General features: G+C 49.0%; 13 protein-coding genes. 3 read left to right on the top strand and 10 right to left on the bottom strand.

All coding sequences use genetic code 11. From position 1 onward, the window contains the following. Positions 1-20: 20 nt before the first annotated feature. On the top strand, positions 21-1319 hold the full coding sequence (gene eno / locus N0B36_RS12950) for a phosphopyruvate hydratase (RefSeq protein WP_003034129.1): 1299 nt from the start codon (positions 21-23) through the stop codon (positions 1317-1319). A gap of 47 nt (positions 1320-1366) precedes the next feature. On the opposite strand, the gene N0B36_RS12945 is transcribed toward eno, so the two are convergent. The 10 genes from N0B36_RS12945 to N0B36_RS12900 form a co-directional block, all read right to left on the bottom strand. Next, positions 1367-2002, bottom strand: coding sequence for a LuxR family transcriptional regulator (locus N0B36_RS12945; protein ID WP_200051891.1), 636 nt, complete (start codon positions 2000-2002; stop codon positions 1367-1369). 249 nt (positions 2003-2251) lie between these two features. Next, a complete protein-coding gene (locus N0B36_RS12940) occupies positions 2252-2767 on the bottom strand; it encodes a fimbrial protein (RefSeq protein ID WP_200079777.1) in 516 nt (171 codons plus the stop codon). A gap of 39 nt (positions 2768-2806) precedes the next feature. After that, positions 2807-3529 carry a fimbrial protein gene (locus N0B36_RS12935; protein WP_259688460.1) on the bottom strand — a complete coding sequence of 241 codons (723 nt, stop codon included), beginning with the start codon at positions 3527-3529 and terminating at the stop codon, positions 2807-2809. 78 nt (positions 3530-3607) lie between these two features. Then, positions 3608-4108: a fimbrial protein gene (locus N0B36_RS12930; RefSeq protein ID WP_052138005.1), complete on the bottom strand. Its 501-nt coding sequence runs from the start codon at positions 4106-4108 to the stop codon at positions 3608-3610. 31 nt (positions 4109-4139) lie between these two features. After that, the gene (locus N0B36_RS12925) at positions 4140-4676 is read right to left on the bottom strand and encodes a fimbrial protein (RefSeq protein ID WP_047499395.1); all 537 of its coding nucleotides are present in this window, start codon (positions 4674-4676) and stop codon (positions 4140-4142) included. Between the two features lie 39 nt (positions 4677-4715). Then, on the bottom strand, positions 4716-5684 hold the full coding sequence (locus N0B36_RS12920; RefSeq protein WP_259688459.1) for a fimbrial protein: 969 nt from the start codon (positions 5682-5684) through the stop codon (positions 4716-4718). Between the two features lie 67 nt (positions 5685-5751). After that, positions 5752-8331, bottom strand: a complete 2580-nt coding sequence (locus N0B36_RS12915) for a fimbria/pilus outer membrane usher protein (protein WP_259688458.1) — start codon at positions 8329-8331, stop codon at positions 5752-5754. 59 nt (positions 8332-8390) lie between these two features. Beyond that, positions 8391-9065: a molecular chaperone gene (locus N0B36_RS12910; protein ID WP_219816052.1), complete on the bottom strand. Its 675-nt coding sequence runs from the start codon at positions 9063-9065 to the stop codon at positions 8391-8393. 88 nt (positions 9066-9153) lie between these two features. Next, entirely contained in the window at positions 9154-9684 is a 531-nt protein-coding gene (locus N0B36_RS12905; RefSeq protein ID WP_047499397.1) for a fimbrial protein, read from the bottom strand. 400 nt (positions 9685-10084) lie between these two features. Then, on the bottom strand, positions 10085-10717 hold the full coding sequence (locus N0B36_RS12900) for a winged helix-turn-helix transcriptional regulator (RefSeq protein ID WP_223952806.1): 633 nt from the start codon (positions 10715-10717) through the stop codon (positions 10085-10087). Positions 10718-11100: 383 nt separating this feature from the next. Between N0B36_RS12900 and N0B36_RS12895 the strand changes: the two genes are divergently transcribed. Next, positions 11101-11757: a winged helix-turn-helix transcriptional regulator gene (locus N0B36_RS12895; RefSeq protein ID WP_259688457.1), complete on the top strand. Its 657-nt coding sequence runs from the start codon at positions 11101-11103 to the stop codon at positions 11755-11757. A 113-nt stretch (positions 11758-11870) separates the two neighbouring features. Then, the gene (gene queE, locus N0B36_RS12890; protein WP_016154229.1) at positions 11871-12542 is read left to right on the top strand and encodes a 7-carboxy-7-deazaguanine synthase QueE; all 672 of its coding nucleotides are present in this window, start codon (positions 11871-11873) and stop codon (positions 12540-12542) included. Positions 12543-12551: the final 9 nt, after the last annotated feature.

The following is a 12551-nucleotide window of genomic DNA, read 5'->3' as shown; positions in this document are numbered from 1 at the left end:
CTTGTACTGAGGAAAATCTAATGTCCAAAATCGTTAAAATCATCGGTCGTGAAATCATCGACTCCCGTGGTAACCCGACTGTTGAAGCCGAAGTACACCTGGAAGGTGGTTTCGTTGGTATGGCAGCAGCTCCGTCAGGTGCTTCTACTGGTTCCCGCGAAGCACTGGAACTGCGCGACGGCGACAAATCCCGTTTCATGGGTAAAGGCGTACTGAAAGCTGTTGCAGCTGTTAACGGCCCAATTGCTCAGGCTCTGCTGGGTAAAGATGCTAAAGATCAGGCTGGCATCGACAAGATCATGATCGATCTGGACGGTACTGAAAACAAATCCAACTTCGGTGCAAACGCCATCCTGGCTGTGTCCCTGGCGAACGCCAAAGCAGCAGCTGCTGCTAAAGGCCTGCCGCTGTATGCACACATCGCTGAACTGAACGGTACTCCGGGCAAATACTCCATGCCGGTTCCGATGATGAACATCATCAACGGTGGTGAGCACGCTGACAACAACGTTGACATCCAGGAGTTCATGATTCAGCCGGTTGGCGCTAAAACCCTGAAAGAAGCCGTACGTATGGGTTCTGAAGTGTTCCATAACCTGGCTAAAGTTCTGAAAGCTAAAGGTATGAACACTGCAGTGGGTGACGAAGGCGGCTACGCGCCGAACCTGGGTTCCAACGCTGAAGCTCTGGCTGTAATCGCTGAAGCGGTTAAAGCAGCTGGCTACGAGCTGGGCAAAGACATCACCCTGGCGATGGACTGTGCAGCTTCTGAATTCTACAAAGACGGTAAATACGTTCTGGCTGGCGAAGGCAACAAAGCATTCACCTCCGAAGAATTCACTCACTTCCTGGAAGAACTGACCAAACAGTACCCGATCGTGTCCATCGAAGATGGTCTGGACGAGTCTGACTGGGACGGTTTCGCATACCAGACTAAAGTTCTGGGCGACAAAATCCAGCTGGTTGGTGACGATCTGTTCGTAACCAACACCAAGATCCTGAAAGAAGGCATCGAAAAAGGCATCGTTAACTCCATCCTGATCAAATTCAACCAGATCGGTTCTCTGACCGAAACTCTGGCTGCGATCAAAATGGCGAAAGACGCTGGCTACACCGCTGTCATCTCTCACCGTTCTGGCGAAACTGAAGACGCTACCATCGCTGACCTGGCTGTGGGTACCGCTGCAGGCCAGATCAAAACCGGTTCTATGAGCCGTTCTGACCGCGTTGCTAAGTACAACCAGCTGATTCGTATCGAAGAAGCTCTGGGTGAACAAGCGCCGTACAACGGTCGTAAAGAGATCAAAGGTCAGGCGTAATCCTGTTCTTTAACTCTTAACGTAAAAACCCGCTGCGGCGGGTTTTTTTATGCGTTCAGCGGAACTTGAAGCAGATAAATCTGCTGGCTGTTTTTATCGGCAAGTTTCTGAAGGAAGCAAAATAGCGCATGATTAGTTCGCAGATTAAACTTTTTGCGGATGATGTATTTATGCACATAGAGCGTTTTCTCTGAGATTGACATGTTGTGGGCAATCTCAGATGTCGTTATCCCCTGATAGATAAAGGACATAATACGCCTTTGCTGCCTGGTCAGGACTTTATGTGGACAATGAAGACATAATGTTTTCCCAGGTTGTCTTTGCTTTTTTCTTGATTCCCGCCAGGCGGTTAATACTTTCTCTTTGACTGTCGACAGTGAGTCCTGTCGGTGAATAAAAATGATCCGGGCAATGCAAAAGGGCAGATCGGAAGGGGAGTCAATCACCTCATCGGTTAAGCCAATAATAATGCCTGTTGTCCTGTTTTGCAGTTCAGGAAAACACATGAGATGCTCTCCTGGAGCCAGAGAAATAACGACGATATCTGCCTTATCAAAGTTTTGTTGGGAGTAAGATGTTAAAAAAATAATGTTATTGGCGGTTATTCCAAAGAATATCTCTATAAAAAAATGTTTCAATCCATCGCAATAAAATTCGTAAGGGTCCTGTATAAGTATTTTCATATTTAATATACCAGAAGCCAGCAGAGGCATTTATTAATAATAAGGGTATTTTTTATTGATTAAAATTCATTTGTACCAAAGAGTTAAACGTATTGGGAAGGGGGCAGATACCAGCCAGTAAAAAGGTCGCTGGACACAGGGGACAAAGTGCCAGGATAGAATAATTCATTTGTTGCACCATGATAAATATCCTTTACACAGAAATAGTTCGGTTTACTGATGAGTCATTGTGAATTGCAAAATAGTAACTTAATTGTAAGTAAAGTTGGCCTGAACGATACCAGAGATCGTGCCCGGCATCACATTGCCTTTGGAATAGGCCCGGGCACGTAAATTGTATGTAACGGTACGATCGGCCAGTACCGATTGAGTAATATTTTTATTATTTCCTTTCAGGTAACCGGTGCTGGCCTGGATCAGTTCTATCGCAACGTTCGCCGTTCCGCTATTTTTATAGCGTACCGGAAAGTCGGGATCTTCCGTTCCGGTAAACGTCACGACTACGCTGGTGGTTCCCACCGGGCAACTGGCAAGGTTAATGGTAAAATTAACCGGGGTAGATGTTGTACCTGCCACTGCAATATCTGCAGCCGGGATGTCTCCTAAATTAACATTGATATTGCTGCCACTGGCTACGACACACGGGGACGCAATAACTTTCCCGGTAATATTAATATTGGTGGGTTCGGCCCCGGCAATACTGATTGTCGTCCCCAGATACAGTCCTGCCAGCGCCAGATGAATGTACTTTTTATGAATATTCATTTTAATTCTCTCCTTGTATAACTCTGATGGCGAAGTTGCCTACTGATAAGTAATATTGAGCGTCGCAGTGGCGTTAGCGCTGCCTGCGGTCACGTTGTTTTTCGTCTGAAAATAGCGTGCGGTAAAGGCTCCCGGAGGAAATTCCTGACCGCCTGTTGAGGTTTTCAGCACGATGTTGTTATTCAGCTTCAGGGGCGTATTGCCATATAGCAGTTGGATCCCGATTCCGCTCGCAACTCCTGACATTCCTGCTCCCGATAACGCCAGGATACTGTCATTGGCGGTCTCTGCACTTTGCGTCCCACTTAACGATGCGTTAATGCGGACGCCCGCATCACAGTTCAGGTCTATTGTGTAAGTCCGGGTTGAGTTTGAAATATGATCGTCAAACTGCACCGGGCAAAAAGACAATGAGCCTGTATTCAGGGCAAAATTATAACGAACGCCAATTCCGTCGATATTCGTGGGATAGACATCGGTATAACCTGCAACAGGGGCTGAATTAACCTGTAAACGCAAGTACACATCTCTGTCGGCGTCAGGATCCCCAAAGCAACCCAACCCCCATACTTCGCTGCCAATAGATCCAAATTTATCACTGAAGACATTCATGGTGGCGTCGTCACGTTGATAATTTAACTTTCCTGAGAACGTGTAATACCCGCCGGAATTATTACAGCTGGCCGCTTCAACAGAGGCAGTAAACGCACCGGTTAACCCAAGTACCAGGACGAATATATGATTCTTCTGTATCTGTAACATAACGCATACCCTCACCGCTATTTCAGGTGACTATTCTCAGCAACTCATTCAGAGCCTGGCTCTAAGCAGGGTGGTTTTTTATCGGTAAGTAAAATTCATTTGTACCAGGGAATTAAACGTACCGGGGAGGGTAGTGTCAGAGACGATCACCCGACCAGCCAGTAAAAAGGTTGCCTTGCGCTGAGCGTCAACGGGGACGCTCATGCTGCTGCCGTTTCCCTGCACCTGCGCCTTGTTCGTGTCCCGGGCCATTTGCACGGCGGCGTTGGCGGCGGTCCCCGTATTGGCATACAACGTGGGATCTTCTGCTGCCGGTTGTCCGTTGAACGTCACGTCCACCGATGTCGTTCCTGCCGGGCATTTGAAAAGCCTTACCTCAAACGATTTCCACGCGGAAGCATTTCCGTCGGCGCGCATTTCATTTAAGCGGAGCTGGCCGAAATTAACGCTCTGGTTTTGTGAGGCGATATCGACTACGCAGGGAGAAGCCACAACATGACCACCGATATTGATCTCCGCAGCATATGCAGGGCACGCCAGACAAAGCGCCGGGAGAACATATTTCATTTGTTGCTGCATGATAAACACCCGTTGAGCAGAGAAGTCAGGTTTACTGATAGGTGAAGGTGACTTGTGAAACAGTCACTATCGTGCCGGGCATAACGTCTGCCGCTGCGGCAATGGCACGCGCGCCTATCGGGAAGGAGACTGTGCGGTCGGTTGCAACATTACGCTTTAATGTGGTTCCCGGACCTAAAAACTTACCGTTACCGGAACCCAGACTCTCTTTAAGCTGTACGTTAACATTGGTTGCCGTCCCGGTATTGGCATACTCCCCGGGGCTGTTCGCTGCTGGCGTTCCGGAAAAGGCCGCCGTTACCGATGTTGTGCCGAAAGGACAATCTTTTAAGATTAAATAAAAGATTTTGAATGTTGTGACGTTACCAGGCTGTGCCAGGGCGGTGGCCTGAATATCATCACCCAAATTAACATTGAGCTGTGATTTGGTGGTGTCAACGGTACAAGGTGAGGCGACGACTTTGCCGGTAATATTAATATTGACCGGATTGGCCCCGGCAATATTGATTGTTGCCGCTAAATACAGCCCCGCCAGCGCCAGATGAATGAATCTTTTATGAATATTCATTTTATTCCTCTCCTTGTATAACTCTGATGGCGGAGCCGTCTACTGATAAGTAATATTGAGCGTCGCTGTGGCGTTAGCGCTGCCCGCGGTCACGTTGTCTTTCGTCTGAAAATAGCGTGCGGTGAAGGCTCCCGGAGGGAATTCCTGACCGCCTGCTGAGGTTTTCAGCACGATGTTGTTATTCAGCTTCAGGGGCGTGCCGTCATAAAGCAGCTGGATCCCGATCCCTTTCGCAACCCCTGACGTTCCGGCCCCTGATAACGCCAGGATACTGTCATTGGAGGTCTCTGCACTTTGTGTCCCGCTTAACGATGCGTTAATGCGGGCACCTGCATCGCAGTTAAGATCTATCGTGAAGGTCCGCTCGCCTTTGGTTGTACCTATTGCGGTGAACTCACTGCCTAAAGCATCAGGCAACGGTACGGTAATCGTTGAACTGTTTAGCGAACAGGCTAACTGAATAACCTGACCTGCGACGATACTTCCCCTGATAACCTCAAGGTCACCGTAGGTTTTTTGAAAATACAATCCGCTATCAATATTTTTGGATGTTATCGGTCCCGTCTTATATAGCTCCACCGTTACACCCTTATCCATCCCGGAGTTCTCGACACCGACCGCACCCTGTCCCATTGTTCCTGTCCTGGGTGGGTTATCAAATGTATCTTGCGTGAACGCCGTATAATAGACCTTTATCCCGACGCCGGGGATGCCTGTACTATAGATATGGGGAAAACCGCTAATTGCATCGCGAAACATGGATACTGAAATTAATTCTCCCCCCTGACAACCGAACCATGAGCCAGTAAAGGACGGAAATAATTTTATCGTACCGATCTTCTGACCCACAGGAATATCACGTTGCGCATAGATTGTACCAATATCTATATTATCCCAGGCTATAACCCCCTTTTGTTGTTCGATATTGCAGGTGGCAAGCGCAGGAAATGAGCTGCATATCAGAAAAGCAGCGCTCCAGATAATTTTCTGAAATTGCATTTTGTTCATTGGTATACCTCAATATGCAGCAGATATCAGATAAAAAATTATTTTTTTGAACGGCTAAGTTATTTACTTAATGACATCGCTCGCTAATGATCAGAATATCGCTATTTTCCGGCGGCGCTTTATCCAGGGAATAATTCACCTGACACTGCTGCTCTGCACCGTTCCCCCATTTCACTCTTAGTTCGCCGCTGTCGGCCAGACCGGTCAGATACACCTGTCCGCCATCGCCAACGATAAATGCCTGGGCGCTTTTCTGCGCGGTATCGCTGACCGTCGCGCCAAATGGCACCGGCATTCCACCCTGTCGCAATAGCGTCATCATCACGCGCTGGCCCACGCTGGCGTTAAAGCTGGCCTGCACCACGGCTCCCCGCGTCGGCACCACGTTGCGGGTGGTCTGCGTCAGCTCTACGTTATCGGGCAGCGTCAGCGTATTCAGCTGCACCTGGTTTTTACGGTAGGGCGAGGTATAAGGCACGATGGCATAGCCGCGCCAGTCGGTTTTCACCCCGCTCTGATTGCTCACGCCAACCCCGGAGGCTCCCGGTGCCTGAACCAGTGCCATGGTTTCACCCAGCGGTTGGCCGAAGGTGACGCCGCTGGCGTGCGCGACTATCCCGCCCTGTAGCCCGTAGTTCAGCCGCTGGCTGTTTTTGTCGTAAGCATATCCCGCAGTGACTTCAGCATAGGTTCCGCGATAGTCGGCGTTCAGATTGCCGCCGTTGCCCGTCCCCTGGCTGCCGTAACTCTGCTGGATGCTCCAGCTCAGGTTATTGCCCTCAAGCGTCGTACCATTGAGTCCCACGGTGTGATTGGTGCTCCCTTTCTGGCTGCTGCTGACGTTCCACGACGCGTGGGTATTACTCAACCAGCGATTCAGTGGAATGCTGACGTTCAGTGAGAACACCTGGTCGCGCTCATAGACCTTTTCTTTGCCGGAGCCCCCGCTGCGCGACGTCGAGTTAATGTTATAGCTGTAATTAAGCCCGTAGCTGATGCCGTTCCAGCTATTGTTGTAACCGGCGCTCATCGACCGCAGGGTCCGGCCGCTGTTCCAGTAGTCTTCGTTTATCAGGCTCAGCGACAGCGAACCCGCTCTTTCCCACAAATTCTGGCTCAGCGACAGTTCAGTACGGTTTCGTCTGCGCTCGAAAAACGTCGGGGTATTCCCGCCGCGCAAGGTATCCATGACTTCTACCAGCGTGTAATAGCCGTCGGTCGAGTAGCGATAACCGGCAATGGCGAAGTTAGTCCCGGTTTCGACAATATTTTTGCTGTAGCGGATCCGCCATGACTGGCCTTTCTCCTTCGGCTGGCTCTGTATCTTCGACCAGCCCTGGGTGACGTCCAGCGAAAGCGCGCCAATTTCCCCCAGATTTTTACCGACGCCCAGCGCCAGCGACTGATAGTGGTCCGCGAACTGGCCGCCGCCATAGAGGGTAAAACCCCGGGGCAGGCCGTAGATCAGCGTCGCCTGGCTAAACGGCGTCTTTTCCACGCTGCGGTCATACGAACGATACTGGCCGCTGGTCAGTGAATATTTCAGCCGCTGTTCACGCTGGAGCACCGGCAGCGAGGCAAACGGTACGACGAGATTCTGCTCGCTGCCGTTATCTTCTTTAATCGTCACATAGAGATCCCCGCTGCCGCCGGTGGCGTACATGTCGTTGATTTCAAATGCGCCTGGTGCCACATAGCTCTGATAAATAACATACCCATTCTGGCGGATAATCACCTGCGCATTGGTTCGCGCGATGCCTTTGATCGCCGGTGCATAGCCCTTCATGCTGTCGGGGATCATCTCCTCGTCGGACGCCAGCTGCGCGCCGCGAAAAGGAACGCTGTCGAAAATATCGGACGGGGAGGCACTGTCTCCCAGCACCAGTTGGCTCTTCAGGACGCGAATATCACGGGACAAATAGGTATAGACGGTGTCCCAGCTGTCGCGACCGTTATTATCCCGCTGAAAAGTCGTGTAATTACGCAGCCGCCAGGGACCGATATTCATGCCGGGACGCAGGTTGGCGTACTGGGTCGTACTGTCCGTGCCGCTACGATCCCGTGCCCGGGTACTGGCGCCGTTCACGCTGTAATTAAGCAGCAGGGCGGTGATCCCATCATCCCACTGCGTTTCAGGAACGTAATCGCGTGGATTCATCACAATGGCGGCCTGCGGAATGCTCAACAGCAGTTGCTGCGCGCTAAAGCGAAACTCTGCGCGAGCCTGGGGGATCGCGTCCAGCCTGGCACACGGCGCGGCGGCATCGCCCAGATCCGGGAACAGGTCGGTTTTGACTCCCATCGCGTTAAGCTGGCTCACGCTCAGGCATGGCGATAGAAGCGCTTTCCCGTCCGGGCCGGGCTGCATGCTGAATTCCACTTCCCGGGTTTCCTGAAACTGGTTGTTAACAGAGATATCGACCCGGTAAACGCCCGGCGCCTGGCCGTTTTCCTCTTCAAATACGCTAAGATCGGTCTTTTCCTGATGCGGGTTGTCAATTTCCAGCATCAGCGGATTAAAATATTCCCTGGCGTGTGAGGCAAAAGTCGTTAAATTTAATAGTAAAAAGGGTGTCGAAAAAAGATAAATCAGCCTGCGGATATTATTGGTTTGTGGATATTCGCGCAGGTTTTTTGGGCTCCCCATCTGTGTAGTCCTTCCCTGAAGGGTAAATAATTAACGCCGGATTCCTGTGCTGTTATTTATCAGAACGAAGCACGATGAAGCTCGCCGATTCCGCCGTAATCATTAATAATTTTCCAGCTCACGCTATTACCCGCACCGCTGGGTAATTCAAAAATGGCGCTACTCTGCGGCGCAATATACCGGGCATCTTCCAGCTCTTTACCTGCAACGGTAACGCTCTGAAAATTCATATAAAATGAGGTCGGGTTACTCACCTCCAGCCGGTTGCCGCGGCGCTGCCAGGAAAGCTTATGGGTTAACACTTCCGCGGAGCCTGTTAAACCTTCAGGGCGATAGATCAGTTTGATGCGCGTCTTGACCGCGATCTGCAGCAGGTTTTTACCCTGATCTTTTTCTATCGAGGGGATACTCTTAATATTCAGCCAGTACAGCGATTCCCTATCCTGCGGTAGATTCCCGCCCGCCCGCACGACGCGCAAGACATTTTCCTGCCCGCCGTCCAGACGAAATAACGGCGGGGTGATCACAAACGGCGTTTTCTCTGCGCGATTAATTTCCGGTTCGACCCAGCTTTGCACCAGATAAGGTGCATGGTCCGGGTTGCTCACATTAATTGAAGACTCTTTCTTACTCCCATCGTAAATTAAGCGGGTGCCACCCACAATCAGGCCAGCCTGGGCTAACCCGGAGGTTATTATTAGTGCAGTCAGCAAGGTGAGAGGAATAAGTTTCATCATTAGTCATTCATTAAAAGAGTGAGGACGGACCGACAATAATCCATCGGTCCGAATAACAATTTCGTTATGCAGGTATGACGGGCTATTAATTATAAACAATGGTGAAACTTGCCATTGAATTAGCCTTGCCTGCAGTCACCGTTGTCGATGTGGCGATATAGCGCGCAATAAAATCCAGATTATTCACCACGCCGGTACCTGACGTCAGAGGGTATTGTTTGGATGCGTTATACAGCGGAATCGCGGTATTGGCATCGTCGTATAATTGAATCCCCACGCCGCCTGCCACGCCAGTTTCTGCGGTCAGGGCCAGCACGCCAGGACTCCCTGTCACCGGGGAGCCGTCAAACTTCACGGCCGCCTTGGTTGCGCTTACCGGGCAATCCGTGAGCTGCAACGTGAATTTGGTCGGTGCAGCAGTAGAGCCTGCGTTGGTAAAGGCGCTCTTACTGACCTGACCTAGTGTCACCGTCAGCGGACTGGCCGGACTATTGGTGACTTTACAGGCGGCATCAATAATCTCGCCGTTAAAATTCACCTCCCCATCAGCTGCCATCGCTGAAACTCCAGCCAGAGACGAAATCAGCACTCCCAGTGGCAGTAATTTGCTTTTCATGATCTATTCCTTGAGTATATTCAATTTATTAGTATTAATGTATTGCCAGGCAAACGGCAGCTTTTTGAAATTTATCAATAGAATATCGTCCCGTTTCCAGGCTCACAGATCTCTAATGATAATATTAATAAGAATGACAGTTCCCTGCTTTTATATTTAAAACGGGTTTGTCAAACGTTATAATTTGTATGAGATTATTCTTGTACATTTCAAAATATCCGGCAACACTTTTTTGGGTGTAATTTTACACCCTGTGTGTTTTCCGCGATAAAAGGGTTATGCCAGAGGGGTGGTAAGTCTTGGGAAAATAGCGACTGTCAGTTAACAAAACAAGAACATATTATAAGGGTAAACATTTCATCGAAGAGAGTACGTTATTTTTCTTCGTTGATACAATAGGTTAGTACTTTAACGGAAGATGCTCGATTGTCAAAAGGATGCCGTTTTCAATGCTGATATAGCCCCCCTTTTTTAGCTGGGCGAGGATTTTCATAATGCTGCTACGTGAAAGGCTGGTTTTCTGCTGGATATACTGCGCGGCAGAAACATCATGTCTGTATTCCGCTGGTTCACTCATCAACTCCTGTAACTGAACGCGGACAATTTCATAGGCACAGGTGGCCATGAGCCTGGTATTTATCGTATACAGTCGTGAGGTGACTCTGAGGCTATGGCAGGCCAGCAGCCTCCAGAGATTGTGTTCGGTGACGAACTGGTTGACCTTATCGGTACGGGTAATGGCGATCTCAGAGGTACTGTGGGTCTGAATAAACATCCCCGCCTCGGCGTAAAGTGTTCCACTGAGACCCATGATCCCTGGCACATACAGCGTGCCCAGCAGAATTTCACTCGTCTGATGATAGACGTTGCACACGCCGCTTCGTACCAGATAGCAGTACGCAACGCCATTATTATAAAGATATAACCGGGTGTTGGGAGGATACATAGCAAAAGTCGCCAGAGGAGCCAGGCTTTCCAGCAGTTCGGCGGTAGCGGAGAGGTTCAGACTGCGATCCGGATGTTCGGTATCCATAACATACTCCTCATGTTGATTGACGCTCACTTAAAATTTGACTCAGAATTATCCGATAGATCTTAATCTTATTTCTTTTTAAATCAATATCTTCAAAGTAATATTTAATCTTGTTTATATAACAAAATAATTCTGATAAGTAATTTATGGTTTTATTACTTATTTCCTTTTACTAAAATGGCTGTAATATCAAATTGGATGATTTTTAAGAAGAATGAATTCAGTACCCATAATAGTATTATGGATATTTATGCAAGTTATTTATGGGTGTAAAATTACACCCATAAATAACTTTTAAAAATCTAAAACAATTATCATAATTATCGTTTATGTGAGGGGAGTGCGTTAGGGGGATGTTCATAAGCCTATGGAGGGATTTATTTGTGAATAATAAAAAAAGAGCTACCTCAATAAGTTACAGCATCAGACACAAAAAGCCTCTGGCTGATATCAATCAACTGATAAGCATCCTTACACCTTCAGCCAATAAGTTGACGCTCGCCAATAAGCAGTCACTTAACTTTAGAGTGGAAGGGGAACATAAATGTTTTTTACTTCATCACGGTAACATTACGCTTTATCGCCATGCCGACGGTATTGCCTTAAATTCAGAATCAGCTCCCTACATATTTGGCTTAAGTACGCAGTTGCTGGAGCATGATTATTTCTATATCAAAACGAATGAGACTTGTGATATTAGCGTGCTTTCTATTGCCGATGCTAACCGGATTATCGACAGGAGTAACCTGTGGAAAGGCGTAGCCGCGCTATTAATTTATAGTGCGACAAGAATGTTCGATCACTGCACGAAGATCTCGGCATTATCTTCTTATGAGATTATATGCTATCAGCTCTATGAACTGATGGATGAAACAGAAGAAGTGAGAAATAATGTCAGCATTGTTTCTTATATTTTAAGCCGTACCTTTCTGTCACGCAGCAGCATCATGAAGATACTGGCTCAGCTGAAGACTGGAAATTATATCGAGACTGAAAAAGGCCTGCTCAGAGCGATAAACAACATACCTTCAAAATATTAAATCATCACCGCTGGCGACAGCACCTGAAGCCACAGAGGCGCGGCGGCTCCCGTACATGACCTGATGACCGAAATCTGCGATACTTATGCTTTATCCCCCTCACAGAGATGACTATGCAGTACCCGATTAACGAGATGTTCCAGACCCTGCAAGGTGAGGGTTACTTTACCGGCGTCCCCGCCATTTTTATTCGTTTACAGGGATGCCCGGTTGGCTGTGCCTGGTGCGATACCAAACACACCTGGGATAAGCTTGAGGATCGGGAAGTCTCCCTGTACAGCATCCTGGCTAAGACCAAAGAGAGCGATAAATGGGGCGCGGCAAGCAGCGAGGATCTGCTGGCGGTCATTGTGCGTCAGGGCTATACCGCCCGTCACGTGGTGATAACCGGTGGCGAGCCCTGCATTCATGACCTGATGCCGCTGACAGACCTGCTGGAAAAGAACGGCTTTAGCTGCCAGATTGAAACCAGCGGTACCCACGAAGTGCGCTGTACGCCGAATACCTGGGTGACCGTATCGCCGAAGGTGAATATGCGCGGCGGTTATGATGTGCTGTCGCAGGCGTTGGAGCGTGCGAATGAAATCAAACATCCGGTTGGTCGCGTTCGCGATATTGAAGCGCTGGATGAACTGCTGGCTACGTTGAGCGACGACAAACCGCGCATCATCGCCTTACAGCCAATCAGCCAGAAAGAAGATGCCACGCGTTTGTGTATTGATACCTGTATCGCGCGGAACTGGCGTCTGTCGATGCAGACACATAAGTATCTGAATATTGCCTGATGATAATGG

Source organism: Citrobacter sp. XY323 (assembly GCF_025106035.1).
Taxonomy (GTDB): Bacteria; Pseudomonadota; Gammaproteobacteria; order Enterobacterales; family Enterobacteriaceae; genus Citrobacter; species Citrobacter braakii.
Note: the sequence above shows the minus strand (reverse complement) of the source record. Positions and strands in the feature narration are given on the sequence as shown.

What these genes read in the sequence shown, in the direction of transcription:
- eno (WP_003034129.1), top strand. Translation starts at nt 21, where the DNA reads ATGTCCAAAATCGTTAAAATCATCGGTCGTGAAATCATCGACTCCCGT.
- N0B36_RS12915 (WP_259688458.1), bottom strand. Translation starts at nt 8,331, where the DNA reads ATGGGGAGCCCAAAAAACCTGCGCGAATATCCACAAACCAATAATATC.
- queE (WP_016154229.1), top strand. Translation starts at nt 11,871, where the DNA reads ATGCAGTACCCGATTAACGAGATGTTCCAGACCCTGCAAGGTGAGGGT.
- N0B36_RS12930 (WP_052138005.1), bottom strand. Translation starts at nt 4,108, where the DNA reads ATGCAGCAACAAATGAAATATGTTCTCCCGGCGCTTTGTCTGGCGTGC.
- N0B36_RS12905 (WP_047499397.1), bottom strand. Translation starts at nt 9,684, where the DNA reads ATGAAAAGCAAATTACTGCCACTGGGAGTGCTGATTTCGTCTCTGGCT.
- N0B36_RS12910 (WP_219816052.1), bottom strand. Translation starts at nt 9,065, where the DNA reads ATGAAACTTATTCCTCTCACCTTGCTGACTGCACTAATAATAACCTCC.
- N0B36_RS12945 (WP_200051891.1), bottom strand. Translation starts at nt 2,002, where the DNA reads ATGAAAATACTTATACAGGACCCTTACGAATTTTATTGCGATGGATTG.
- N0B36_RS12920 (WP_259688459.1), bottom strand. Translation starts at nt 5,684, where the DNA reads ATGAACAAAATGCAATTTCAGAAAATTATCTGGAGCGCTGCTTTTCTG.
- N0B36_RS12925 (WP_047499395.1), bottom strand. Translation starts at nt 4,676, where the DNA reads ATGAATATTCATAAAAGATTCATTCATCTGGCGCTGGCGGGGCTGTAT.
- N0B36_RS12900 (WP_223952806.1), bottom strand. Translation starts at nt 10,717, where the DNA reads ATGGATACCGAACATCCGGATCGCAGTCTGAACCTCTCCGCTACCGCC.
- N0B36_RS12940 (WP_200079777.1), bottom strand. Translation starts at nt 2,767, where the DNA reads ATGAATATTCATAAAAAGTACATTCATCTGGCGCTGGCAGGACTGTAT.
- N0B36_RS12935 (WP_259688460.1), bottom strand. Translation starts at nt 3,529, where the DNA reads ATGTTACAGATACAGAAGAATCATATATTCGTCCTGGTACTTGGGTTA.